General features: G+C 72.7%; 25 protein-coding genes and 1 pseudogene. 13 read left to right on the forward strand and 13 right to left on the reverse strand.

The window, feature by feature from the left end; all coding sequences use genetic code 11:
- Positions 1-32: 32 nt before the first annotated feature.
- The 5 genes from IEY30_RS20225 to IEY30_RS20245 form a co-directional block, all read right to left on the reverse strand.
- On the reverse strand, positions 33-1259 hold the full coding sequence (locus IEY30_RS20225; protein ID WP_188960181.1) for an RNA polymerase sigma factor: 1227 nt from the start codon (positions 1257-1259) through the stop codon (positions 33-35).
- Between the two features lie 105 nt (positions 1260-1364).
- Positions 1365-1796 (reverse strand): YciI family protein, encoded by a 432-nt coding sequence (locus IEY30_RS20230; RefSeq protein WP_156035436.1) that lies wholly within the window; start codon positions 1794-1796, stop codon positions 1365-1367.
- 46 nt (positions 1797-1842) lie between these two features.
- Entirely contained in the window at positions 1843-2763 is a 921-nt protein-coding gene (locus tag IEY30_RS20235; RefSeq protein WP_030200464.1) for a hypothetical protein, read from the reverse strand.
- 17 nt (positions 2764-2780) lie between these two features.
- Entirely contained in the window at positions 2781-3638 is an 858-nt protein-coding gene (locus tag IEY30_RS20240; protein WP_043417044.1) for an HAD family hydrolase, read from the reverse strand.
- Between the two features lie 193 nt (positions 3639-3831).
- The gene (locus IEY30_RS20245) at positions 3832-5199 is read right to left on the reverse strand and encodes a dihydrolipoyl dehydrogenase family protein (RefSeq protein WP_030200462.1); all 1368 of its coding nucleotides are present in this window, start codon (positions 5197-5199) and stop codon (positions 3832-3834) included.
- A 92-nt stretch (positions 5200-5291) separates the two neighbouring features.
- On the opposite strand from IEY30_RS20245, the gene IEY30_RS20250 reads away from it, so the two are divergent.
- Positions 5292-5669: a hypothetical protein gene (locus IEY30_RS20250; protein WP_030200460.1), complete on the forward strand. Its 378-nt coding sequence runs from the start codon at positions 5292-5294 to the stop codon at positions 5667-5669.
- Here the strand turns inward: IEY30_RS20250 and IEY30_RS20255 are convergent.
- A complete protein-coding gene (locus tag IEY30_RS20255) occupies positions 5656-6582 on the reverse strand; it encodes an EamA family transporter (RefSeq protein WP_030200454.1) in 927 nt (308 codons plus the stop codon). The two genes, IEY30_RS20250 and IEY30_RS20255, sit on opposite strands and share 14 nt — an antisense overlap.
- Positions 6583-6621: 39 nt before the next feature.
- Here IEY30_RS20255 and IEY30_RS20260 point away from each other — a divergent pair, with 39 nt between their 5' ends.
- Positions 6622-7119 (forward strand): MarR family winged helix-turn-helix transcriptional regulator, encoded by a 498-nt coding sequence (locus IEY30_RS20260; protein WP_030200449.1) that lies wholly within the window; start codon positions 6622-6624, stop codon positions 7117-7119.
- A 51-nt stretch (positions 7120-7170) separates the two neighbouring features.
- Positions 7171-7905, forward strand: coding sequence for a sulfite exporter TauE/SafE family protein (locus IEY30_RS20265; RefSeq protein ID WP_030200447.1), 735 nt, complete (start codon positions 7171-7173; stop codon positions 7903-7905).
- 12 nt (positions 7906-7917) lie between these two features.
- On the opposite strand, the gene IEY30_RS20270 is transcribed toward IEY30_RS20265, so the two are convergent.
- Positions 7918-9732, reverse strand: a complete 1815-nt coding sequence (locus IEY30_RS20270; RefSeq protein WP_081920572.1) for a chloride channel protein — start codon at positions 9730-9732, stop codon at positions 7918-7920.
- Positions 9733-9758: 26 nt separating this feature from the next.
- On the opposite strand from IEY30_RS20270, the gene IEY30_RS20275 reads away from it, so the two are divergent.
- Genes IEY30_RS20275 through IEY30_RS20290 form a run of 4 tightly spaced genes read left to right on the forward strand, consistent with a single transcriptional unit; the run spans position 9759 to position 12886 of the window.
- Positions 9759-10295, forward strand: a complete 537-nt coding sequence (locus IEY30_RS20275) for a MarR family winged helix-turn-helix transcriptional regulator (RefSeq protein WP_229675118.1) — start codon at positions 9759-9761, stop codon at positions 10293-10295.
- Between the two features lie 4 nt (positions 10296-10299).
- On the forward strand, positions 10300-11235 hold the full coding sequence (locus IEY30_RS20280; RefSeq protein WP_030200442.1) for an ABC transporter ATP-binding protein: 936 nt from the start codon (positions 10300-10302) through the stop codon (positions 11233-11235).
- A complete protein-coding gene (locus IEY30_RS20285) occupies positions 11225-12013 on the forward strand; it encodes an ABC transporter permease subunit (RefSeq protein ID WP_030200441.1) in 789 nt (262 codons plus the stop codon). The genes IEY30_RS20280 and IEY30_RS20285 overlap by 11 nt, the downstream gene beginning before the upstream one ends.
- A 24-nt stretch (positions 12014-12037) precedes the next feature.
- Positions 12038-12886 carry an SCO6745 family protein gene (locus IEY30_RS20290; protein WP_030200440.1) on the forward strand — a complete coding sequence of 283 codons (849 nt, stop codon included), beginning with the start codon at positions 12038-12040 and terminating at the stop codon, positions 12884-12886.
- A gap of 74 nt (positions 12887-12960) precedes the next feature.
- Here IEY30_RS20290 and IEY30_RS20295 read toward each other — a convergent pair whose 3' ends face one another.
- The gene (locus IEY30_RS20295; protein WP_030200437.1) at positions 12961-13764 is read right to left on the reverse strand and encodes a TIM barrel protein; all 804 of its coding nucleotides are present in this window, start codon (positions 13762-13764) and stop codon (positions 12961-12963) included.
- Complete coding sequence (locus IEY30_RS20300) at positions 13764-14792, reverse strand: Gfo/Idh/MocA family oxidoreductase (RefSeq protein ID WP_030200434.1); 1029 nt, start codon at positions 14790-14792, stop codon at positions 13764-13766. Before IEY30_RS20300 ends, IEY30_RS20295 begins: the two co-directional genes overlap by 1 nt.
- A 116-nt stretch (positions 14793-14908) precedes the next feature.
- Between IEY30_RS20300 and IEY30_RS20305 the strand changes: the two genes are divergently transcribed.
- Positions 14909-15949, forward strand: coding sequence for a LacI family DNA-binding transcriptional regulator (locus IEY30_RS20305; RefSeq protein WP_081920570.1), 1041 nt, complete (start codon positions 14909-14911; stop codon positions 15947-15949).
- Between the two features lie 59 nt (positions 15950-16008).
- The gene (locus IEY30_RS20310) at positions 16009-16740 is read left to right on the forward strand and encodes an alpha/beta fold hydrolase (protein WP_030200427.1); all 732 of its coding nucleotides are present in this window, start codon (positions 16009-16011) and stop codon (positions 16738-16740) included.
- A 10-nt stretch (positions 16741-16750) separates the two neighbouring features.
- Here the strand turns inward: IEY30_RS20310 and IEY30_RS20315 are convergent, their stop codons facing one another.
- The 3 genes and pseudogenes from IEY30_RS20315 to IEY30_RS20325 form a co-directional block, all read right to left on the reverse strand.
- A complete protein-coding gene (locus IEY30_RS20315; protein ID WP_229675119.1) occupies positions 16751-17077 on the reverse strand; it encodes a VOC family protein in 327 nt (108 codons plus the stop codon).
- 128 nt (positions 17078-17205) lie between these two features.
- Positions 17206-17409, reverse strand: a pseudogene (locus IEY30_RS22050) (4a-hydroxytetrahydrobiopterin dehydratase); the annotation flags it as partial.
- 40 nt (positions 17410-17449) lie between these two features.
- Complete coding sequence (locus IEY30_RS20325; protein WP_030200424.1) at positions 17450-18499, reverse strand: LacI family DNA-binding transcriptional regulator; 1050 nt, start codon at positions 18497-18499, stop codon at positions 17450-17452.
- 152 nt (positions 18500-18651) lie between these two features.
- Here IEY30_RS20325 and IEY30_RS20330 point away from each other — a divergent pair, with 152 nt between their 5' ends.
- Together IEY30_RS20330 and IEY30_RS20335 are read left to right on the forward strand one after the other, a co-directional pair.
- Positions 18652-19833, forward strand: a complete 1182-nt coding sequence (locus tag IEY30_RS20330) for a Gfo/Idh/MocA family protein (RefSeq protein WP_030200422.1) — start codon at positions 18652-18654, stop codon at positions 19831-19833.
- A 46-nt stretch (positions 19834-19879) separates the two neighbouring features.
- Entirely contained in the window at positions 19880-20866 is a 987-nt protein-coding gene (locus IEY30_RS20335) for a sugar phosphate isomerase/epimerase family protein (RefSeq protein ID WP_030200417.1), read from the forward strand.
- A gap of 274 nt (positions 20867-21140) precedes the next feature.
- Here the strand turns inward: IEY30_RS20335 and IEY30_RS20340 are convergent, their stop codons facing one another.
- On the reverse strand, positions 21141-22724 hold the full coding sequence (locus IEY30_RS20340) for an alkaline phosphatase PhoX (protein WP_052358719.1): 1584 nt from the start codon (positions 22722-22724) through the stop codon (positions 21141-21143).
- 190 nt (positions 22725-22914) lie between these two features.
- Between IEY30_RS20340 and IEY30_RS20345 the strand changes: the two genes are divergently transcribed.
- On the forward strand, positions 22915-24282 hold the full coding sequence (locus IEY30_RS20345) for a ferredoxin reductase family protein (protein ID WP_052358717.1): 1368 nt from the start codon (positions 22915-22917) through the stop codon (positions 24280-24282).
- Between the two features lie 78 nt (positions 24283-24360).
- On the forward strand, positions 24361-24732 hold the full coding sequence (locus tag IEY30_RS20350; RefSeq protein ID WP_030200401.1) for a hypothetical protein: 372 nt from the start codon (positions 24361-24363) through the stop codon (positions 24730-24732).
- The last annotated feature ends 118 nt before the right edge of the window (positions 24733-24850 follow it).

Genomic DNA, 24850 nt, shown 5'->3' on the forward strand with positions numbered 1-24850 from the left:
TCCTGATACATCGGGCGCGTCGGCGGAACCGCTCAGTCCTCGCCGGACGCCCGGCGCAGCAGGATCGCCCGCTCGGCGTCGTTCTGCGTCATCTCGGCGGCGCGCGCGAACTCGGCCCGCGCCTCGCTGTCGCGACCGAGCCGGGCGAGGAGGTCACCGCGGACACTGGGCAGCAGGTGGTAGTCGGCGAGCGCCCCTGCGACGACGAGCCCGTCGACGACCTCGAGTGCGGCCGCCGGCCCCTCGGCGTAGGAGAGCGCCACGGCCCGGTTGAGGTCGATGACCGGCGACGGCCGGATCGCGGCGAGCTGCGCGTAGAGCGCGACGATGCGGCCCCAGTCGGTCGCGTCGGCCGTGCGGGCGCGCGCGTGGCAGGCGGCGATGGCTGCCTGCAGCACGTAGGGCCCGGCCCCGCCCCGCTCGGGGTCGACGAGCGACACCGCACGGTCGAGGGCGGCGAGTGCGTGCCGGATGAGGGCCCAGTCCCACGTCGTGCGGTCCTGGTCGAGGAGCAGGACCGGCTCGCCGTCGCGGCCGATGCGGGCCCGGGTGCGCGAGGCCTGGATCTCCATGAGCGCGAGCAGCCCGTGGACCTCGGGCTCGCCGGGCGCGAGGGCGGACAGGACGCGGCCGAGCCGGATCGCCTCCTCCATGAGGTCGCCGCGCACCCAGTCGCGACCGGACGTCGCGGCATACCCCTCGTTGAAGATGAGGTAGACGACCTCGAGGACCGACGCCAGCCGCGGGGCCAGCTCGGCCCCGGACGGCACCTCGACGGTGATGCCGTCCTGGCTCAGGGTGCGCTTGGCGCGCGAGATGCGCTGGGCGATGGTCGGCTCGGTGGTGAGGAAGGCGCGGGCGATCTCGCGAGTGGTCAGGCCGCCGATCATCCTCAGGGTCAACGAGATCCGCGCCTGTGCGGTGAGGGCCGGATGGCACGCGGCGAAGACGAGCCCGAGGACGTCGTCGTCGATGTCCTCGAGGGCCGCGTCGAAGTCGCCCTCGACCAGCTCGGCCACCCTGAGCTCCTCCATGTGTCCGACCTGCTGCAGCTTGCTCGCGAGGTTGACGTCGCGCCGGATGCGGTCGATGGCGCGCCGGCGCGCGGTCGAGGTGAGCCACGCACCGGGCTTGTCGGGGATGCCGTCGCGTGGCCACTGCTCGAGCGCCTGCACGAACGCGTCCTGCGCGAGGTCCTCGGCCAGGCCGACGTCGCCGATGACCCGGGCGACGACGGCAGTCACCTTGGCGGCCTCCATGCGCCACACGGCCTCGAGCGTGCGCTGGACGTCGTCGGTGGACAGGCGTGGTCCGGTGGTGGGTGACACCCCGTCACTCTGGCACGAAGGGGTGTCGGGACGGGGTCAGCCGCGGGCCGCGTTGCGGGCGGCCTCGGTGCGCATCTGCTCGTCGCGCTCGCGCAGCTCGGGCGTGTAGCCATCACCGAAGTCCTCTGGGGCGAAGACCTGTCGCAGCTCGAGCGCCTGGCCCGCGACGGGCGCGCACGAGACCGGCCACTTGCGGAGCCACTCGAGGGCCTCCTCGCGGGAGCTGACGTCGATGATCGTGAAGCCGGCGATGAGCTCCTTGGCCTCGGCGAACGGCCCGTCGGTGACGACCCAGTCACCGTCCTCGAAGCTCACGCGCGCCCCCTTGGAGCTCGGGTGCAGGCCCTGGCCGTCGACGAAGACGCCGGCCTTGAACATCTCCTCGTTGTAGGCCTGCATGTCGGCGAACTGCTGCTCGGTGCCGGTGGTGCCCTGCTCGGTCTCCGGGGACGCGGGGACGATGATCATGAAACGCACGGGGGTCTCCTTCGTCGGTGCGGGTCGGTCGCCCGCCTCACTCCTTCGTCGAACGGGACAGCCACGTCTCGACACGAGAGGCGAGGGCTGTGTAGAAGTCGGCCTTGGCGAGGTAGCGGTAGTGGTCCGTCGCGAGGCTGCCCGCGGCGAAGTAGGCCGAGTCGTCGACGCCGTCGACGATGCCCTCCGCGCGGAAGCTGAGCAGGTCGGCGTGGTCCCAGACGTTCCACCAGCCGCCGAGGTGCTCGGAGGGAGGGTATGCCGTGGGCTCGGGCCCGCGGTCGGGCGCGCTCTCGAGGAAGAACCCGAGCTCCTCGAAGAGGCCCACCTGGGACGCGGCCGCGCACCAGTAGTCGATGCGGATGCCGCGGTGCTCCGGCATGCGGGGCAGGAAGTGGGTGACGAGGTCGTAGACGATCTGTCCGCCCATGCTGTGGGTCAGCACGACGAGCGGCTCACCCCGGCTCTCGGCGGCGAAGGCCGCCGCGTCGAGACCGGCCAGGACGCGCTCGATGATCGGCCCCGGCGCCTCGGCGGTCCCGCGCGTCGAGATGTAGGTCATGACGTCGCCGAGGAAGACCGGCACGAAGTCCTCGAGCGGCCGCCGCAGGGACGTCACGGCTCCGCGCAGCCTGCTGACCCGACGCGACTCCGGGAGCGGGGCAGGCGTCGCTGCGGCCGCGGCGGCGGCCTCCTCCGCCTGCTCGACCACGTCCGGCAGGTCGAGGGGACGGGAGACGAGCGAGCGCCCACCGAAGGCGAAGTGCGCGGCGAGGTCGCCCCAGTAGATCCGCATGACCGGGACGCCGCCGGGGTCGTCGGAGATGGCCGGCGCGACGTGCTGACGCAGGTGCGCCTCGATGGCCGCCCAGGGCACCTCGCCGAAGGCTCGGGTCGCCCGGGCCAGACCCGGGTCCTCGTCGCGGACCGCGACCCCGTGGACGAAGACGATGGGCACGCGCGGTCCGCCGTCGGCTAGAGCTCGAGCCGGACGGTCGCGGCCGACTCGACCCCGTCGCGGAACGGGACGCCGTCGCGCGCGGCCTGCGCCACGGCCTCGAGCACCGGCGCGAGGCCGTCCTCGTCGACGTGGCCGGTGACCTCGTCGGCGACGGCCTTGACCTGGTCGGGGGCGTTGCCCATGGCGACGCCCCACGCGGCCCAGTGCAGCATCTCGAGGTCGTTGCGCTGGTCGCCGCAGGCGACGGTGTGGATCGGCTCGACGCGCAGCTGGCGACGCACGAGCTCGAGGGCGCTCGCCTTGGACACGCCCTCCGGGTTGATGTCGAGCCACGCGGACCAGCCGACGGCATACGACACGCCGTGCAGGCCGGCGCGCTCGACGAGCTCCATGAACTCCTCGGCCGTGGCCTCGGGCTGACGCAGGGTGACGCGGGTGACGGGGTGGGCGATGAGCTCGTCCCAGCCGACCTCGCGGGACTGGCCCATGAGCTCGCCGTCGGGGAAGTGCTTGCTCACCTTGAAGCCGACGCCCGGCTCCTCGACGGCGATGAGCGCGTCGGGCAGGGCGACGCGCATCTTCTCGAGCACCGACCGCGGGTCGAAGGTCACCATGTCGATGATCGAGTAGCCCTCGTCCGACGACGGGTCGAGCTGGAGCGTCAGGGCTCCGTTGGAGCAGATCGCGTAGCCCTCGCGCAGGCCGAGCGCCTCGAGGATCGGGGTCGTCGCGATGATCGAGCGGCCCGTCGCGATGACGACGGCGACGTCGTCGGGAAGGGCCTGGACGGCGTCGCGGACGCGGTCGGAGAGCTCGCCCATGTGGTTGAGGGTCGTGCCGTCGAGGTCGAGGGCGAGCAGTCGCTGTGCCATGCGCTCACCGTATCGTCCGGGTCCGGGCGCCCTGTCGGGCCCGGACGTTCGTCGCGCACGCGTCGGCCAGCCGACGCCCGCCGGCCACCCGACGGACGACCACTGGTCGCCTCACCGCTGCGACACGCCGCCCGACACGCCGCGACCGCGCAGCCGCGCCGACCAACGGTCGTTCGTCGGCGCGCGCACAGGCTCAGGCGAGGCGGCCGAGCGCGTCCTCGATGCCGCGATGCAGCGTCGGGTAGGCGTAGATCATCGACCGCAGCCGCTCGATCGGCACCTCGCCGTGCACAGCGACGGCGAGCGCCCCGAGCACCTCTCCCCCAGCCGGACCCATGGTCGTGGCGCCGACGAGCACGCCGCGGTCGGCGTCGGCGACGACCTTGATGAGGCCGTCCGCCTTGGCGATCCAGCCGCGCGTCGTCTCCCCCAGCGGCGTCAGCCCGACCTGCACGTTGCCGAGCTTCTCGCGCGCCTGCGCCTCGGTCATCCCGACGGCACCCACCTCGGGATCGGTGAACGTGACGCGCGGGAGGGCGGCATACTCCGCCGGCGGGCCGTCGTCGCCGAGGACGTCACGGATGACGACGCCGGCCTGGTACATCGAGACGTGGGTGAAGGCGCCCTTGCCGGTGATGTCGCCGACGGCCCAGACGCCGTCGCTGACGCGGCAGCGGTCGTCGACGGGCGCCGTGCGCGAGTCCTTCGCGAGGCCGACGGTGTCGAGGCCGACGGCCGCGGGGTCGGCGCGGCGGCCGGTCGCGACGAGGAGCTTCTCCGCCGTCAGCGTCGAGCCGTCGGCGAGGGTGACGGTGAACGTCGACCCGTCGTGGCTGACCTTGTCGGCGCCGACGCCCTGGCGCACCGTGATGCCGTCGGCCTCGAGGGCCGTCAGCAGCGCCGCGGAGGCCTCGGGCTCCTCGAGCGCGAGGATGCGTTCGGCGGCCTCGACGATCGTGACCTCGACGCCGAAGCGGGCCATGACCTGGCTCAGCTCGCAGCCGATGGCGCCGCCGCCGAGGACGACGAGCGACGCGGGCAGCTCTGTGGCCTCGACGATCTCGTGGTTGGTCCAGTAGGGGGTGTCGCGCAGGCCTTCGATCGGCGGGACGGCGGCCGTCGTGCCCGTGTTGACGACGATGCCCTTCGTCGCGGTGTAGGCGGTGCCGTCGACGTCGACGCGTCCGGGCCCGGCGATCGTGCCGGTGCCGCGCACGAACGTCGCGCCCTTGCCGGTGAGCCGGTCGACGGCGACCGTGTCGTCCCAGCTGTCGGTGGCCTCCTCGCGGATGCGCTTCGCGACGACCGACCAGTCGGGCGTGACCTCGCCGACCGAGCCGGCCAATCCGTCGACGCGTCGTGCCTCGGCGAGCGCGTCGGCGGCGCGGATCATCATCTTCGACGGGATGCAGCCCCAGTAGGGGCACTCCCCGCCGACCAGTCCGCGGTCGACCCCGAGGACGCGCAGGCCGCGCTCGGCCAGGCTGCCGGCCACGTGCTCACCGCCCGGCCCGAGTCCGATGACGATGACGTCGAAGGTGTGGTCGCTGTCCGTAGCCATGCCCCAGCCTTACCCGTCAGGGCACCACTGGGAAGAGGCGCCCGAGGTCGTATGCCGTGGGGCGGGCCGCCCCGCCCGGCTAGGGTCGGCGCGTGGAACAGGGGAACACCGACGTCCGACTGCTGCTCTGGGGAGCCTGGGCCTTCGCCGTCGTCATGGCGCTGGCCGTCCTCGCCGTCCTCGTGCGGGTCTGGCGTAGCTTCGCGCTCCCGGTCTTCGTCGAGGCGGCGCAGGCGCGCCGGACGGGCGACTGGTGGCGGCCCTTCCTGCCACGCGAGGACGGCTCGTGGGGTCCGCTCTGCGACAACCGCTACTGGTCGGCCATGCGCGCCGAACAGCCAGGCGGGGCTTGGGGTCTCGCCGTGCGCTGGGGCTTCTGGGGGTTGGTTGCCCTCGTCTACACGGCCGTCCCGCTCTACGGCCTGGTCCGAGCCCTGGGGGCCGGGGCGCACTACCTCACGAGCAGCTGACGGGAAGCCTCGCTCGGTCGCTCGCCCGGTCGCGCGACCGGCCGAGGCGGGCCCGGACCTGCTCCTGCGCCGCGAGGACGCTGCCGACGACGAGGACCATGGCCACGAGGTGGACCGGGCCGAAGTGCTCGCCGAGGACCGCGACGCCGAGCAGCACCCCGACGACGGGGTTGACGAGGCCGATGATCGAGGCGGACGTCGGACCGAGGAGGGCGAGGCCCCGGAACCACAGGACGTACGCGACGCCGGTGCCGACGAGCCCGAGGTAGACGAGCGCCCCGACGGCCGGGAGGTCCAGAGCCGGTGGCGCGCCCTCGGCGACGAGCCCGATCGGCAGGAGCACGAGGCCACCGGCGACGAGCTGCCACGAGGTCATGGTCACCACGTCCTCGGTGGGCGTCCATCTCCGCGTCAGGACGAAGCCGACCGACGAGAGCACGACGGCGAGCAGGCCCGCGGCGAGGCCGACCGGGTCCAGTGGCCTGTCGAGGCCGTTCTGGAGCACGAGGAGCCCGACCCCGACGAGGCCGACGAGCCCGGCCGCCACCGAGACCCGGGCGGGCCGTTGCCCCAGCAGCAGCCGGGCGACGACCATCGTCACCATCGGGGCGGTCGCGACCAGCGTTGCGCCGAGGCCGCTCGGGAGGCGGTAGGCGGCGACGAAGAGCAGCGCGTAGAAGAGGCCGATGTTGAGCGAGCCGAGCACGAGCGAGCGCCACCACCAGTCGCCCCTCGGCAGGCGCCGGAGCCAGAGCAGCATGAGCAGCCCGACGGGCAGCGCCCGCACGGTGGCGGCGAAGAGCGGACGGCCGGGTGGCAGCCACTGCTGCGTGACGGCATACGTCGATCCCCAGACCGCGGCCGGGACCGCCGTCAGCGCGACGTTTCTCCAGCTCGCTCGATTGTCTTCCATGGAAGGTAAACTACCTTCCGGAGAAGATATATTCCACCCATGCAGCAGTTCGAGGACCACGCCCAGCACGTCGTCGACCAGTGGGCCGCCGTGCGGCCCGAGCTCGATGCCACCCCCGTGCTCGTCATCGGGCGCCTGCACCGCGTCGCGCTCGCCCTGACGACCGAGCTCGTCAAGGTCTACAACGCGCACGGCCTGGGCGAGGGCGACTTCGACGTGCTCGCGACGCTGCGGCGCACCGGGGAGCCCTACGAGCTGACCCCGTCCGAGCTCATGGACCAGACGATGGTGACGTCCGGCGCGGTGACCAAGCGGCTCGACCGGCTCGAGGGCGCGGGCCTCGTCGAGCGACGGGTCGCGGACGGTGACCGCCGCAGCCGCATCGTCGTGCTCACCGACAGGGGTCGCGAGCTCATCGACCGGGCGGCGCCCGAGCACTTCGCCAACGAGGCCCGCCTGCTCGAGCCGCTCAGCGCGGCGGAGCGCGCGACGCTCGCACGCCTGCTCGGCAAGCTCGGGGCCCCGCTCGGGGTCTGACCCGGCGGACGGCCGGACGCGCGCGGCGGCGTCGGCCTACGCTGCGCTTCCATGACCGTCTCGACGCTGGTGCTGCTCGGTGTCGCCGCACTGCTCGTCGGCTTTGCCAAGACGGCCATCGGCGGCATCGGGAGCATCGCCATCGCGATCTTCGCGTTCGTCCTGCCGACCAAGGAGTCGACGGCCGCGATCCTGCTGCTCCTGCTCGTCGGTGACGTCGTCGCGGTGTGGCACTACCGTCGCGACGCCGACCTCGGGCTGCTCAAGCGCCTCATCCCCGCGGTCCTGCCCGGCCTCGCCCTCGGCGCGCTCTTCCTGGCCTGGGTCGACGACACGACCCTGCGCCGGGCCATCGGCGGGCTGCTGCTCGCGCTCGCGGCGCTGCAGCTCTTCCTCACCTGGCGATCACCCGACACGGCCCGGGTGGGAGCCTCGCGCGCCGCCGCCCTCGGGACGGGCGCCGCTGCCGGGTTCGCGACGATGACAGCGAACGCCGCCGGTCCCGTCATGACGCTCTACCTCGTCGCGCAGGGAGTCGAGAAGCGCCGCTTCCTCGGCACGAGCGCCCTCTTCTTCTTCGGCGTCAACCTGTGCAAGGTGCCCTTCAGCATCGGCCTCGGACTCTTCGGCAGCGAGACCCTCTGGCGCACAGCGCTGCTCGCGCCACTCGTCCTCGTCGGCACCTGGGTCGGCCTGCACACGGCACGGCGCCTCAGCCAGACCCGCTTCGACCAGGCCGTGCTCGCCGCCACGGTCGTGTCCGCGCTGGCCCTCGTCATCCACTGACCGGCTCGTCGGTCACGCGAGAGCGGGGGCGACCCCCTTGCTCTCCGCGAGCAGCAGGGTGCGGTAGTCGATCCAGCCGACCACGACGCCCCCGTCTTCGACGACCGGCGCAGCATCGACTCCGTTGCGGGACAACGACTCCGCCGCACCAGACAGAGGCTGGTCAGCCCCCACGGTCGCAGGGATCTCCGTCACGAGGCCGGCGGCGGCCGCGTCGTGCCGCCCGTCCGCGAGCGCGTCGGACACGCCGCGGGCCGACACCACTCCCACCGCCGTGCCATCGGGGTCGACGACGGGCAGCACCCCGAAGGGCGTGCCGGCGAGCGCTGCAGCCACCTCCACGAGGGTCGAGGTGCTGACGACCGGGGCGGGCACCGGCGTCATGACGTCGCGCACCAGCCGAGGCGGGTGCCCGTCGACGGTCTCGGACGGCAGGCCGAGGTCGACGCCCCGCCGGCGCAGCTTGAGGGTGTAGATCGTGTCGGGGCTGAGGCGGTGGCTGATCCCGGTGGCCAGGACGATCGCGAGCATGAGCGGCAGGATGATCGTGTACTCGCCGGTCAGCTCGAAGAGGATGATGACCCCCGTGATCGGCGCCCGTGCGGCCCCGGCGAAGACCGCGCCCATGCCGATGAGGCTGTAGACGCCCACCGACCCCGCGACCGAGGGGACGACGAGGTGGGCGGCCTCGCCGAAGGCGGCGCCGAGCATCGCACCGATGAACAGGCTGGGAGCGAAGACACCTCCGGAGCCGCCGATCCCGATGGTGAAGCTCGTGGCGACCATCTTGCCGACGAGCAGCACGAGCAGGAAGGCGATGGCGTAGCCGCCGGCCACCGCATGGCCGAGGACGGGATAGCCCACGCCGTACATCTGCGGCAGGAGCAGCAGCACCCCGCCGAGCAGGAGCCCTCCCACGGCCGGCCGCAACCACTCGGGTCCGCGCCAGATCGCGTCGCAGACGTCCTCGATGGCGTAGAGCACGCGGGTGAAGAGCACGCCGGCTCCCCCGGCGAGCACGCCGAGCACCGCGAACAGCAGGTACTCCGCCGGGTGGCCCACCTCGAACGCGGGAAGGGTCAGGAACGGGGTGTCGCCGAGCACCGCCCGCGCGATGACGCTGGAGGCCACTGACGCCAGCACGACCATGCCGAACGCCTGCGCCGTGAAGTCGGCGAGGATGAGCTCCATCGCGAAGAAGACACCGGCGAGCGGCGCGTTGAAGGTGGCACTGATCCCCGCCGCGGCCCCGCAGGCCACGAGCACCCGCAGGCGCGACTCGGGCAGCTTGACCCACCGGCCGGCCGTGGACCCCAGTGCCGACCCGATCTGCACGATGGGCCCCTCGCGCCCGACAGACCCGCCGCCACCGATGCACAGGGCGGAGGCGAGCGCCTTGACGGCCGCCACTTGCGGGGCGATGCGGCCGCCCCGGCGCGCGACGGCATACATGACCTCCGGCACGCCGTGCCCGCGGGCCTCACGGGCGAAGAAGTGCACGAGCGGGCCGTAGAGCAGCCCGGCCACGACGGGAGTGAGGAGCACGAACCACCGGCCGAGGCCAGGCAGGTTCGGGTTGGCCGCGCCCGGCGAGGCCGCATAGTCCGCGTGGCCCGTGAAGAGCAGCGTGAAGGTCTGGATGAGCCAGCGGAACAGGACGGCGAACCCGGCCGCCCCCACTCCGACCACCAGGGCCATGACGAGCAGACCCGTGCCCGAGGTGCGCAGTCCGACGACCGCCCGGCGCCACAGCTCAGGAGGCGCCCATCCGGCGACCGCCGCGCGGCGGTCCGCCGGAAGAGACGCGGTCGTCGGGTCTGGCGCCATGGATTGCATGATGCAATAATTGCATGGTGACAACAACGAAGCGAGCTCGCGCCGACCGGACCGACGACCAGGTCCTCGACGCCCAGGCCCCCGACGACGGCGGGACGGACGACCTCGTCACCGCCCTGCTCACCGGGTCGCGCGTCCTGGTCGGCGTCTCGGCGCGGTCGCTGGCCGAGGTCGAGGACGCCGTCACCCTCAGCCAGTTCCGCACGCTCGTCGTCCTGCAGGCTCACGGCCCCACGCGCCTCAACCAGCTCGCGACCCGGCTCGCCGTCGGACCGTCCACCGCCCTGCGCTCGGTCGACCGTCTCATCGCCGCGGGCTTCGTGGCACGCACCGAGAATGCCCAGGACCGGCGCGAGGTGGTCATCGCCCTGACCGATGCCGGCCGCGCCCTCGTCACCGAGGTCACCGAGCGCCGGCGCGCCGCCATCCGAGCCATCGTCGAAGCCATGCCGGCGTCGCAGCGGCACACCCTCGTCGACGCGCTGATCGCCTTCAGCGCCGCCGCCGACGAGCCGGTGGCGCTCGCCGACGCGGCCACCAGGCTCGGCTGGTGACGCCATGGCCCCCGGCGGACGTGCGTCGAGCAGCGCGACTTCCGTTCGCACCGATGACCTGACCAAGCGCTTCGGCACCCGCCGAGGCGTCGAGGGCGTCACGATCGAGGTCCGGGACGGGGAGGTCTTCGGGTTCCTCGGGCCCAACGGGGCCGGCAAGTCCACGACGATCCGCCTGCTCATGGGTCTCCAGCGCCCGAGCCGCGGCGTCGCACGTGTCCTGGGGCTCGACCCGGTCGCCGATGGCGCCGCAGTTCGCCGCGACGTCGGCTACCTGCCCGGCGAGCTGGCACTCTTCCCCCGCCTGACGGGGCGCGAGACGCTGGAGCGCCTCGGCGGAGCGCGCGACCTGCGTGACACAGGCTGGCGGGACAGCCTGATCGAGCGGTTCGGCGCCGAGATCGACCGCCCGGTCCGGGCGCTGTCGAAGGGCAACCGACAGAAGATCGGGCTCGTCCAGGCCTTCATGCACCGCCCTCGCCTCCTCATCCTCGACGAGCCGACCTCGGGCTTGGACCCCCTTCTGCAAGAGGAGTTCTCGCGCCTCATCCAAGAGGTGTCGGCCGACGGGGTCACGGTCTTCCTCTCCTCGCACGACCTCGACGAGGTCCAGCGGCTCGCTTCCACCGTGGCGATCATCCGCGAGGGTCACGTGGTGGCCGTCGACACGGTCGACGGGCTGCGACGCACGGCGCCCCAGGTCATCGAGCTGCGTTTCGCACACCCACCCCGGACTCGCTTCGCCGACCTGCCTGGGGTCAGCGTGACCGCCCAGGGCGAGCGGGACGTCACGTTGGGCGTCACCGGACCGGTGTCGGCCGTCCTCCGCGCCGCCGTGTCCGACGACGTCACCGGCATCACGGCACGGCCGGTGGATCTCGAGGAGCTCTTCCTGCGCTACTACGACCCCCTCACCGAGGAGAAGGACCATGCGCACTGACGTGATGCGCCTCGACGTCCGGCTCCGGCGTCGCGGGCTCGTCGGCTACACCGTCGGGATGGGGGCGTATGCCGTGCTGGTCGTGGCGCTCTACCCCACCTTCAAGGGCGACACAGGTCTCGACGCCATCACCTCGGGCAACTCGTCCCTGTCCGCATTGCTGGGCGTCAGCGGACCCCTGACGTCCCCGGACGGATGGATGAACGCCAACATCTACGCCAACTTCCTGCCGCTCGTCGTGCTGCTCATGACGATCGGCTACGGCGCCTCCGCCGTGGCCGGCCAGGACGAGGACGGGGTGCTCGGGCTCACGGCGGCCCTCCCCCTGGGCCGGGTCTCGCTCGCCGTGCAGAAGATCCTGGCCCTCGTCGTCATCGCCACGCCGGTCGCGGCCGTGACGATGCTGGCCGCCGTCGCGGGCCGCCGCTCCGACATCGACCTCGCGACGGGGCCGCTGGTCGCCGCGACGGCCGCGGTCATCGGCCTCGGGATCGTCTTCGGACTCCTCGCGCTGCTCGTCGGCGCGCTGTCGAGCAGCCGGACCACGGCCCTCGGCGTCACCTCGGCCGTGGCCGCCCTCTCCTACGTCATCAGTGCGCTGGCACCCGTCGTGCACTGGGTCCATGCCGTCCGGTGGCTCTCACCGTTCTACTGGGCCCTCGGTGGCGAGCCACTCACCCGAGGCATCGGGGCCGCGGCGACGTGGACCTTGGTGCTGTGCATCGGCGGCCTGGCGTCAGCCTGCGTGTGGGCGGTCGACCGGATGGACGTTCGGTGAGGCAGCCCACCTAGGGTGCTGGGCATGAGCCGCACCGACGACGTCGACCTCCTCCGTGCCTCCCGCCAGGCCTGGGGCGCCCTCGAGACGCTGCACGTGCTCGGCTACTTCGCCGACGACGTGCGCGATGCCTACGTGGCCCTCGGCCTGCACCCGCGCCTCAGCTACTTCGCCGCCCGGTCGGCCGCCTTCGGTGCGGTCGGGCCCGAGGTGCCGGCCGCGACGTTCTACGTCTTCGCGCCGTGGTTGCACGCCAAGGCGCTGCCGGCGTCGTGGTCGGTCGCGAGCCCGGAGCAGGTGCAGCAGGCTCGCCGCGACGGCATGGCGGTCGTGCTCGAGCGGGTCGTCGCAGACGCCGACGTCAGCGAGCTGCTCGACCTCGCTCGCACCGCCTGCGCCGGCCTGACCGCTCACGGTCGTCCGTTGTATGCCGCTCACGCCGGGCTCGCGTGGCCCGACGAGCCGCGCCTCGCGCTGTGGCACGCCGCGACCCTGATCCGCGAGCACCGGGGCGACGGGCACGTGGCGGCCCTGCTCCGCGCCGGCCTCGACCCGGTCGAGTCGATCGTCGTCGGCGGGCTCTTCGCCGGCAACACCGGCTTCATGCGGTCGAGCCGCGGGTGGTCCGACGAGGAGTGGGCCGCAGCGACCGCGCGGCTCCGTGAGCGGGGCCTCGTCGACGGCGACTCCCTCACCGACGAGGGGCTCGCCTTCCGCAAGGACCTCGAGCGCGAGACGGACCGGATGGCTCTCGAGGGATGGGCGCACCTGGGGCTCGACGGCACGCGCCGGGTCGCCGAGCTCGCCGCGCCGCTGCGGGCCGCCGCGCTTGCGAGCGGCATCCTCCCCGACTGGATCAGCTCCCGCGGCTGACCGGCCCCCACCCTCTGCCGGTTCGAGGTGATGTCGGCACCCGCGTCGGTGCCGGGATCGCCTCGAACGAGCGGTCAGGGCGTGAAGGCGTCGCGGAACCGCTCGAGAGCCAGCTCGTCGTCTCCCGACGCCCAGCCCTCCAGACCGACCGGACCGGCATACCCCATCTCGACGAGCGCACGCGCGACCGCGGGATAGGCGATCTCGCCCGTGCCCGGCTCGCACCGCCCTGGGACGTCGGCGACCTGGATCTCGCCGATGTGCGGGATTGCCCGACGGCACAGCTCGATGAGGTTCCCCTCGCCGATCTGCGCGTGGTAGAGGTCGAGCATCAGCCTCAGGTGCGGGCTGTCGACGGCCTCGACGAGCGCCAGGCAGTCGGCCGCGGTCGCGAAGGGCACGCCGGGGTGGTCGACGGCGGTGTTGAGGTTCTCGAGCACGAACATCACGCCCTCGCGCTCCCCCAGCTCGGCGATGCGACCGAGGGTGCGCTGCGCGGTGAGCCACATCGGCCCGGTCGCGACGGGCTCGGGCCGCACCGGCAGACCGCGGTCGTCGAGTCCCGTGCCGTGCAGGTTGAGCCGCGCGATGCCGAGCCGCCTCGCGACCGGCACCGACTTGGCCGCGGTCGCGAGCAGCTCGTCGGCACCCTCCGCGTCGGAGAGGCGCCCGCGCACGTAGCCGGTCATCGAGGAGTAGACGACCCCTTCACCCCGCAGCGCCTCGAGCTCGTCGATGTCGTGGCGCGTCCAGTCCCAGATCTCGACCTGGAAGCCGAGCCCGTGGATGCGGCGCACCCGCTCGGCGAAGGGCAGGTCGACGAAGACCATCTCGGCGCTGACCGCGAGTGTGAAGTGGCTCTCCCCCGTCGTCGGCATCAGGCACCGACCCGATCCGCGTCGCGCACGGTCACGGTGGCGCCGGTCTCGACCGCCTCGATGCAGGCGAGCGCGATCCGCAGCGCGGCGCGGGCGTCCTCGCCGCCGACCTGCGTCGGGGTGCCCTCGCGGACGGCGATGCAGAAGGCAGCGAGCTCCGCGGCATACGCGTCCGTGAAGAGGTCGGTGTCGGCGCGGGCGGTCGGGCTCGAGACCCCGGCGGCGCTCCAGTGCGCCGTGTGCAGATGGGCCGGGCTGCCCGCGGTCACCATGCCGGCCGAGCCGAACGCCTCGCCCCGCACGTCGTAGCCGTAGGCCGCCGAGAAGCTCGCCTCGGCGACCGCGATGGCGCCGTTGTCGTAGCGGATCGTCACGACGGCGGTGTCGAGCAGGCCGGCGTCCTTGAAGTCGGGGGCCACGAGCGCGTCGGCCATGACGGACACCTCGACGGCGGTCGCGCCGGCGTTGAACCAGTTGAGCGTGTCGAAGTCGTGGATCAGCGTCTGGGTGAAGATCGTCCACGGCGGCACGCCGGCCGGGTTCGCGAGCCCGGGGTCGCGGGTCAGCGAGCGCAGCAGCTGCGGCGTGCCGATGCCACCGGCCGCGACCGTCTCGTGCGCAGTGGCGAAGTCGCGCGCGAAGCGTCGGTTGAACCCGACCTGCAGGGGTATGCCGGCAGCCCGGCGCGCAGCGACGGCGCGGTCTGCGTCGGCGAGGGTCATCGCCATGGGCTTCTCGACGAAGACGGCCTTGCCGGCCTCGGCCGCGGCGACGACGAGGTCGGCATGGGCCGTGCTCGCGCACGTGATCGCCACGGCCTCGATGCGGGGGTCGTCGATGAGGGCCTGTGGGTCGGTGAGCCACTCGACGCCGAGCTGGTCGCCGAGGCGTTCGGCGGCCCCGGCCTGGACGTCGGCGACCGCTACGAGCTCGGCCTCACCGAGGCGGCGCGCCAGGGTGATGGCGTGATGGGTGCCGATGCGTCCGGCTCCGATGAGCCCGAACCGGACGGGGTCGGTGCGCGTCATGACTACTCCTTCGCGATCTGGACTAGAGCGCTCTAGTTCTGGCTCCAGTGAAGCCGCTCGCCGTGACGCGCGTCAAGGGCTTGGCCGAATGTTGTGGAGCGCTCTAGAGTCGCGGCGTGGGACGCGAGAAGGTCACGATGGAGCACGTCGCGGCACGTGCGGGCGTCTCGCGGGCCCTCGTGTCGATCGTCTTCCGCGGCGTCCCGGGGGCGTCCGAGGCAACGCGCGAGCGCGTCCTGGCCGCGGCGCGCGAGCTCGACTACCGCCCCGACACCCGGGCGAGCCGGCTCGGCAGCAGCCGCACCCGCACGCTCGGCGTCACCTTCAGCGTCGGACACGCCTTTCACGGCGACCTCCTCGAGAGCCTCTACACGCACGCGGACGCCGCCGCCTACGAGCTCGTTCTCAGCGGCGTCACGCCGTCCCGGTCGGAGGAGGCCGCCGTCGAGACGCTCCTCGCCGAGCGGTGCGAGGGCATCGTCCTGCTCGGCAGCAGCCAGTCCACGGCGCAGCTCACCCGACTGGCCGGGCGCGTGCCGGTGGTCAGCGTGCTGCGCCCGAGCTCCGTCGAGGACGTCGGCGTCGTGCGCACCGACGACGGTGCCGGCCTGCGCCTCGCGGTCGAGCACCTGCGCAGCCTCGGCCACACGCGCATCGCCCTCCTCGACGGCGGTCGCACGGCCGGCGGGGCCGAGCGGCGGCGCGGCTACCGCACGGCCGTGCGCCGCCTGCCCGCCCTGTCGGAGATCGTCCTCCCCGGCGGGCTGAGCGAGCTCGAGGGCGCGGCTGCGGCCCTCGCCTTCCTCGACCTCTCGCCGCGCGAGCGGCCCTCTGCCGTCGCAGCCTTCAACGACCGGTGCGCCATCGGCTTCATCGACGTCGTGCGTCAGCACGGGCTCCGGGTCCCGGACGACGTCTCCGTCGTCGGCTTCGACGACATCACCGAGGCCGGCTACCCGCACGTGGCGCTGACGACGGTGCGCCAGGACGCCGAACAGCTCGGGGTCGAGGCCGTCCGCGCCCTCGCGGACCGGCTGGACGGGTCGGCCGCGACCGCTCCCGCACGCGTCGTCATCCAGCCCGAGCTCGTCGTCCGGTCCAGCACGGCGCGACCGTCGGAGGTCGAGTCACCGAGGCCTCGCCCGGACCTCTCATGACCCGGAGCCGACTCGAGCCAGGTATCCGAGAGCACCTGACGACGGTGCGGGGTCGAGTCGTGCGATCACTGACCGTCGGCGAGCAGCGTTCCAGCACAGCGCCGCTCGTCGTCATCGTTCCTGGCCTCGGGCTGCCCTTCTACACGCTGCCGACGGCACGCGCGCTCGTCGCGCGAGGGTTCGACGCCGCCGTGCTCGACCTGCCCGGCTTCGGCTCGAGCCGCCCGTGGCCGACGCGCCCCTCGATCCATGCCATCGGGCTCACCGCGGCCCGCTGGGTCGAGGCCACGGCGAGCAGGCGCCCGGTCGTGGTGCTCGGCCACTCGACCGGAGGGCAGGCCGCCCTGACCACCGGCCTCGCCCTCAGTGCCCGGCGACGCGCCCTCGCTGTCGTGCTGGCCGGGACGACGTTCGCGCCGGAACAGCGCCGCCTGTGGCGACTGGCCGGCGCCACTCCCCTCGCCTACCGCGACGACGGCCCGGCAGAGGTGGACCCTGCAGAGCTGTACCGCGGTCGGACCGGCATCGTCGCGATACTGCACTCGGGACTGCGGGACGCGCCCGAGCAGCGCATCAGCCGGCTGCCGGTGCCGCTGACGGTCACGGCGGGCGTGCACGACGCCTTCGTGCCGGTCCCGTGGCTCGACCGCCTGGCGCTGTCGGCCAGCAGCGCCCCGAGCGTGCGCACCTCGCTGCTCGGCGGCTCGCACAACAACCTCTTCACCCATCCGGACGCGGTCGCCGACCTCGTCGCCCTGGCCGCCGAGGACGCCACGCGATCCGCCGGGTGACGCCGGCGTGTCAGTCCGACGGCGCGGGGTCGCGCCCCTGCCACGTGCAGACGCAGGCCTCGTTACCCTCGGGGTCGGCGAGGATCCAGAAGGCGGGGGCACTGTCGTCCGACACGAGGCGGCCGCCCGCGGCGAGGGCCCGCTCGATGCGGCCGGGCGCCTCGTCGTGGGCGACGGTGACGTCGAGGTGGATCCGGTTGCGTTGCGGCCGTGGCTCGTCCATCTGCTGGAACCACACCGCCGGGCCGAGCCGCAGCGGGTCCTGGAGGTCGTCGCGGGCGACGACGTCCCAGCCGAGCACGGCGTCCCAGAAGGGCCGCACCGCGTCGATGTCCACGGCGTCGATCGCGATCTCGACGTCCGTGAGCGTGCCGGCGCGGACGCGAGCCCCAGCTCCGCGACGACGGCGTCCACGGCGCGTCCCACGGCGATGTCGTCGTCGGTGACACCACCCGCGGACGCGGTCGACACGGCCAGGTGCACGACGTCACCGCGCACGTCGACGTCCGGACCGCGACCGAGCACGGCCGCCACCTCACCGACCCGCGCGACGAAGCCGAAGGCGGCCGCCGCATCGGGCGCGCGCACCGTGAGGTGCATGCGTTGGAGCAGGAACCGCCACGTGGGCAGGGCGTCGGACGCCGCCCGACGGGAGAGCTTGTCGGCCATGGCCCGACCGTAGCCCGCGGCGCCGACGGTCGGCGGCCCGTCACCCCTCGCGCGTGCCGTCACCCCGGGTGGCGTGGTCGCCGCGCGGTGCCGTCGTGCCGCGGACGACGAGGTGCGGCTCGAGCACGACGTCGACCGCCTCGGTGCGGCCGCCGTCGAGACGCTGGGTCGCGGCCTCGACGGCGGCAACCGCCATCGCCTCGGGTGCCTGGCTGACGCTCGTCAGGTCGACGGTGGCGAGACGGGCGACGAGGCTGTCGTCGTAGCCGACGACCGCGACGTCGCCCGGCACGTCGAGCCCGTCACGCCGCAGCCGGTCGAGCAGCCCGAGCGCGACACGGTCGTTGAACGCGACGACCGCGGACGGCATGCGCAACGGGGCCTCGCGGGTTCGGAGGGACTCGGCTGCGGCGACGCCGGACTCCTCGTCGTCGCCGCCCGCGGCGACGTCGGCGGCGTCGGCGAGGCCGAGGCGCTTCAGGGCGTGGCGGTAGCCCTGGCGGCGCAGCGTGGAGATCGGCCCCCGGGGGCCGTCGACGAAGGCGATGTCTCGGTGGCCCAGACCCACGAGGTGCTCGACCGCGAGGCCCACGCCGACGTCGTCGGCGGCCCGCACGACGTCGACCCCGGCGGCCCGGGCGCGGCGGCCGATGGCGACGACATGGTGCTCCTCGGCGAGCGCCGCGAGCTCGGCGTCGGGCAGGCGCGGACCGAGCAGGAGCAGGGCCTCGCACCGGAAGTCGAGCAGCGACTCGACGGCGCGACGCTCGTCCCGGGTGCGGGTCAGCGGGCTGACGACGACGTCGTAGCCGCGCTCGTCGGCGGCGGCCTGGAGGTCCTCGAGCAGCTCGCCGTGGAAGGTGCTCCGGACGTCCATCGTCACGCCGAGCAGCTGCGTGCGACGCCGGGCGAGCAGGCTCGCCGTGCGGTCGGCGCGGTAGCCGAGGTCGCGTGCAGCCTCGAGCACCGCCTCCCTCGTCGCGGCACTGGGGCCGGGCCGGCCGCGCAGGACGAGCGACACCGAGGCCGTGCTGACGCGGGCCCGCGCGGCGACGTCCTCGAGGCGGGGACGCGAGGGACGGGACGGCATACGACTCCTTGGTTCGACGAGCTCAGGGCACTTTGTCAGAACAAAGTGTTGACAGGCGCGGGACGCGCTCCGCACACTGGTGCCATCGTAATCTTAAAGCGCTTTAAATCGCCGCTGCGACCCCGACCTAGATGTCCAGAGAGGCACATCCCATGACCGAGTCACCCATCGGCGTCGCCGTCATCGGCGCCGGCATGGCCGGCCGCGCGCACTGCGCCGGCTACCGCACCGCCCCCACGCTCTTCGACCCGCCGCTGCCGCCCATCCGCTACGTCGCCGTCATCGACGCGAACGAGGCCGTCGCCAAGGACGCGGCCGGCCGCTACGGCTACGAGCGGCACGGCACCGACTGGCGCGAGCTGCTCGACGACGATGACGTCCAGGTCGTCAGCGTCGTCGTCGCCAACCACCTGCACCGCGAGATCGTCGAGGCCCTCCTCGCCGCCGGCAAGCACGTGCTCTGCGAGAAGCCGCTCGCCGCGAGCCTCGAGGACGCCCGCGCGATGGTCGCCGCCGCCGAGGCCCACCCCGAGCTCGTCAGCGGCGTCGGGTTCGTCTACCGCCGCCAGCCTGCGGTGGCCGCCATCCGCGACCTCGTGGTCGGCGAGCTCGGCGAGGTCTCGCACTTCAACGGGCGCTACTGGTGCGACTACGCCCGCAGCTCGGAGACCCCGATGGCCTGGCGCTACAAGGGCGGTCCCGGCACGGGCGCCCTCGCCGACATCGGCAGCCACCTCATCGACCTCGCCGAGTTCGTCTGCGGCCCGATGACCTCCGTCAGCGGCGGCGCCTTCACGACGAAGGTCACCGAGCGGGCCGTCCCGCTCGGCACGACCTACGGGCACGCCAGGGCCGAGCTGTCCGACGTGCGCGAGCCCGTCGAGAACGACGACGTCGCGACCTTCACGGCGCACTTCGCGTCCGGCGCCGTCGGCACCTTCTCCATCTCGCGCATCGCCCCGGGCCACGCGAACTCGCTCGCCTTCGACCTCATGGCCGAGCACGGCGCCGCGAAGTGGGACATGGACCGGCCGGCTGAGTTCTCCGTCATCCGGCAGCTGCGCGGTGACGGCCTGGACGGCTACAACCAGGTGCTCGCCGGGCCGGCGCACCCCTACGTCAAGGGCGGCCTGCCCATGGACTTCCCCGGCTGCTCCTACGGCGTCGGCGACCTCTTCGGCTACCAGGCGCGGGCCTTCCTCGAGCAGGTCGCCGGCATCGAGGGCGGCCTGCCGAAGGTCGCGGCCTTCGACGAGGGCGTGCGCGACCTCACCGTCATCGACGCCGTCGCGCGGTCCGCCGCAGCCGGTGGCGCCACCGTCTCCCTCAGCTGAGTCCCCAACCACCCCAAGCACTTCCCGAAACAGAAGGAACGATCCCATGCAGCTCGGTGCCTACAACGCCTGCCTCGGAGACAAGCCGCTCGGCGAGGCCCTCGACATGATCAAGAGCCTCGGCCTGACGAGCGTCGAGATCAACTCCGGCGGCTTCCTGCCGCCCATCCACCTGCCCGTCGACGACCTCCGCGCGAGCGAGCAGGCCCGGCAGGACTACCTCGGCGAGTTCAGCTCGCGCGGACTGACGCTCACGGCCCTCAACTGCAACGGCAACCCGCTGCACCCCGCCGCCGGCTTCCCGCACTCGCAGGACCTCCTCGACTCCATCGAGCTCGCCGCCCTGCTCGGGGTCCCGCGCGTCATCACGATGTCCGGCGCCCCCGGCGGCGAGCCGGGCACGTCTGTCCCCGTGTGGAACCCGCTCCCCTGGTGGAGCCCGTTCCTCGACGTGCAGGACCACCAGTGGAGCGTCGCCGTGCCCTACTGGAAGGACGTGCAGGCCCGGGCCGCGGCTGCGGACGTCCGCGTCGCCATCGAGATGCACCCCGGCAACATCGTCTTCAACCCGCGCACCCTGCACCGTCTCGTGGCCGAGACGAACGCGACGCACATCGGCGCCGAGATGGACCCGAGCCACCTCTTCTGGCAGGGCATCGACCCCGTGCTGGCCGTCGCCGACCTCGGTGAGCTCGTCTTCATCGCCGCCGCCAAGGACACCCGGATCAACGAGGCCGCCAAGGTCAACGGCGTCATCGACGACTCCTTCTACCGCGTCGCCCAGGGCGAGAAGGGCTACCTCCCGCTCGGTGTTGGCACGACCCTGAGCGGCTGGCCGAAGAGCCCGTCGTGGGACTTCGTCGCGGTCGGCCGCGGCCACGACAACGCCTACTGGACGGAGTTCCTCCGCGCGCTGCACAAGGTCGACCCCGACATGCCGGTCAACATCGAGCACGAGGACCAGGAGCTCGACCAGCTCGAGGGCCTGCGTTTCGCCGCCAACACCCTCATCGAGGCCGAGAAGGGCATCTGAGAGGACGGCTCGCTCGTCGTCCGGCGCCACGATGAACCTGAGGTCGTCGAGCACCTGGGCACCCGGACGAGCTACACCCACCAGCTCGAGGCGTTCGCCAGCGCGGTGCGCAACGGCCGGGCCGTCACCACCGACGCCGACTGGGCCGTCGGCAACGCCGAGCTCATCGACGCCGCGTTCGCGGCCGCCCCGGCGACCGAACCGGCAACGGGTTGAGGTATGCCCGCCGCGGTAGCTGCGGCGGGCATACCTCAAGCGGGTGGGCGGGACGGGGTCAGCCGTTCCAGTGGATCTCCCACGTCGTGTTGTCGCCGTGCTGCTGGGTCCAGAACGTGCGCCAGGCCGGCGACGTCGTGGGCCGGGGCAGCTTGGCGCCGAGCAGACCGCCGACCGAGGCGTCACCGTCGGAGCCGTGGATGCCGGTGATCTCGTTGTCGCCGTCGTTGTAGGAGGGGCCGCTCATCGAGTCGAACGTCGCCGACGCGTCGCGACCCTCGGCGAGGAAGCGCACCGGGCGGGGAGCGTGACCGCGGCCCGCGGCATACGACCCCTCCGCGTCGCGGCCCTCGCCGAGGTGGAAGACGTAGCCCGAGTCCAGCGCGCCCCGCTGCGTGTGCAGGCTGTCGCCGGCGTCCTCGACGACGAGCAGGTCGTCGGCCGTCGCGAAGGTGATGTTGTCGAAGCCGGTGTGCTCCTCGTCGCCGACCGCGGCGATCGAGATGCGCCCGGTGTCGGCGCTCGGACTCTTCTGCGAGATGCGGAAGACGCCGCCGTAGGCGCCGGGCAGCGTGCTCGACGTGCTCGTGTCACCCGTCTCGGTGAAGTAGAACTCCCGGAAGCCGGTGCCCGGGCGGAAGACGCCGTTCTCGGGGCGCTTCATCGGCGTCGCGTCGGCAGCCTTCGCGGCGGCCGTGGCGTCGAATGCCTCGGTCGTGCCCGTGTGGACCGTGACCCACTTCGTCGCGAAGGAGCTGCCGTATGCGTGGAGCTGGCTGATGAACGCGTCCGACGGGTTCGCCTGCAGCGCAGCGGTGGTCGCGGGCGTGCCGTCCTTGCGCTCGATCTGCAGGGCCTGCAGCGAGCCGCCCTTCGTCAGGTCGCTCCTGTCGGTCGGGACGAAGCGGTAGGCGAAGCTGTTGGGCACCTTGCCGCCGCTCGCGCCCTTGCCGCCGATGTCCTCGAGCATCCAGACGTTTCCGTCGGCGTCGTTCTGGATGCCCTCGAAGCCGCCGGAACCGAGGGCTGCGAGCCGGGTGGCCTTGCCGCCGTCGACCGGGTCACCGTTCGCGTCGAGGCCGACGGCGAAGACGCCGCCCTTGGGCGCGCTCGACTCGGCCGTGAGCAGCAGCTGCTGGGTGAACGGGTCCCACGTGATGCCGTCGATCGTCGGGTAGGCGTTGCCGGCCGTATCGGTGTCGGAGATGAGCGTGACCCGCTTGAGGGGGTCGCTCTCGTCGAGGTTGATCCGCGTGACGTAGCCGCGCGGGCCGATCTCGTGCCCCTGGTAGAGGTAGTGCTTGCCGCCGAGGACGAGGTAGACGTTCTTGTCGGGCTCCGTCTTGTGGGCCTCGTCCTTCGTCTGCGTCAGCGGTGCGCCGTCGAGGGTGTTGTAGCCGTAGTGCGTGACCCCGTTGGCGGTGTCGGGGTTGGTGAGCGGCAGGTTGCCCCAGGCGACGGACGTCTGGGTCGCCGACGGCGTCAGGACGTTGTTCTGGACGCCGGACCTCGGGTTGGCGTGGGGGACGTTCACGACGGGCAGGCCGTCGTGGGCCTCGGCGGACGTGCCGCCGAGGGCGAAGGCGGCCGCCGCGGCGAGCGTGCCGACAAGCCCTGCCTTGAGGATGGTGGGAGTGTTCACGGAGAGACCTCTCGTGGGTTTTCGGAACGTGTGTCCGGGTGAGTTCGCAGACGCCCCAACACTTTCCACGAAGTCTGGGAGAATCCTTCGGATTGCGTGAACGGCGTGGAAGATCCGGCGGACCAGCCGGTGAAGACTCGGCGACCCCCGGACACGCCGGTCACGGGCGTCGAGAGGGTACGTGTGGGGCATGGCGATCGACACGGCCGTGCGGCACCGGCGGCCCTACCGCGGCGCGCACCTCATCACCCGACTCGTCGGCCCGCTGACGATCGCGGCGCTCGTCGTCGCCTTCGCGCTGCTCTGGCTGGTCGCCCGGCCGCTCGGCGACGTGGGCCAGTTCGTCGGCCAGCTCATCGGGGCCGAGGGAGTGCTGCTCCTGTCCGTCGGGCTCGTGCTCATCAGCACGCTGCGCTGGGTGGAGCAGTTCTTCGACGGCGTCGACAAGGCCGCCGTGTGGCACCGACGGGTCGCGATCGCCGGGACGATCCTCATCGGCGTACACATCGCCTCGACGGGCAACCCGAACGCCACCCAGCTCGGGCCGACGCTGGGCACGATCGGCATCGTCGGCCTCGCGACCCTGACCGTGTGGGCCATCGCCCCGCGCTGGCGCTCAATCACGCCGCGCCCGCTGCGCGGTCCGGTGGAGCGGGTCATGGAGACCGCACCCGTCCGGCTCGTCGGGCGATGGGTCGGCAGCTACGGACTCTGGCGCGGGTTCCACCGGCTGACCGGGGTCTTCCTCGCCTTCGGCTTCGTGCACGGGCTCATGGACGCGACGCTCTTCGGCTCGCCGCTGCTGAGGTGGTCCTACGTCGCGGTCGGCGGCATCGGGCTCGCCTTCTACGTCTACCGCGAGCTGCTGGCGCGGCGTCTCGCGCAGACCCACGACTACGAGGTGTCGTCGGTGGCGCCGATCGACGACGCCGCCTTCGAGATCTGGCTCCGGCCGCTCGGCGACCGCTTCGCCTTCCGGCCCGGGCAGTTCGCCCTCGTCAACCTCGAGGCCCGCGACGGCTGGCACCGGCACCCCTTCACCATCGCGAGCGCCCCGCAGGAGAAGGAGGTCCGCATCACCGTGCGTGCCCTCGGCGACTTCACGTCCAGCATCGGCGAGCTCGTCGCACCGGGCATGCCGGCCGTCATCAGCAGCCCCCAGGGGCATTTCGACTTCACCCGCGGGACCGAGCACCAGGTGTGGGTGGCGGGCGGCATCGGGGTGGCGCCCATGCTCAGCTGGCTGCGGTCGGCCAAGCCGGGCGAGCTGCCCCACCGGGTCGACTTCTTCTACACCGCCCGTGGACCGGCTCCGCTCGCCGACGAGGTCAGCCACCTCGCCGAGCACCACGACGAGATGCGCCTCCACCTCGTCGACACGGCTACCGACCCGCGGCTGACCGCCGAGCACGTCCTGGCGACCGTCGACGTCGACTCCCGGGAGCTGTCGGCCTTCCTCTGCGGGCCCGAGCCCATGGTCAACGCCCTGCAGCGCGACCTCGTGCGCGCCGGGGTCAAGCCGGCCAACGTCCACCGCGAGTACTACAACCTGCGCTGAGCGCGGCTCCTGAAGGGACCGGGACCTTCGGCCCTCTCCCCGTGCCCGTCGAGCGGGATGCCGGACAGGAGGCGCACCATGGTCGACACGTCAGGCCCCAGCACCCCGTCCAGCACCCCAACAGCAAGTGAGGGGCCCCGCGACCGGACGCCGCTGACCCGCGCCTGGATCTCCGTCGCCCTCGTCCCGGTCTTCTTCTTCGTCGCGTTCGCGGCCGCGCAGGGCATCTACGCGCTGACCGGCTACGACCCGAGCGCCGGAGCCACGCCGCCGCTCTGGGCGGATCTCGTCGCCGGGATCCCGGCCCTGCTCATCCTCTTCCTGCCCTGCGCCGGCGCCGTCGTCTACGGGCTGCGCGCCCGCCGGGAGGGAGCTCGAGTCGGGCTCGTGCCGGCGGTGATCGGGGCGCTGGTCGCCGTCGGCGGGGTCCTGCTCGTGGTCCTCCAGTGAGGGGCCGCCGGTTTGAGGTGTACCCGCCGCAGGTTCTGCGGTGTCTTTTGAAGGGACATCCCTGACAGGAGTGTGAAGGGACATCCCTGACAGTGGTCTGGTTTGCGGTCCATGGTGG

The organism is Terrabacter tumescens (assembly GCF_014646815.1).
GTDB classification, from domain to species: Bacteria; Actinomycetota; Actinomycetes; order Actinomycetales; family Dermatophilaceae; genus Terrabacter; species Terrabacter tumescens.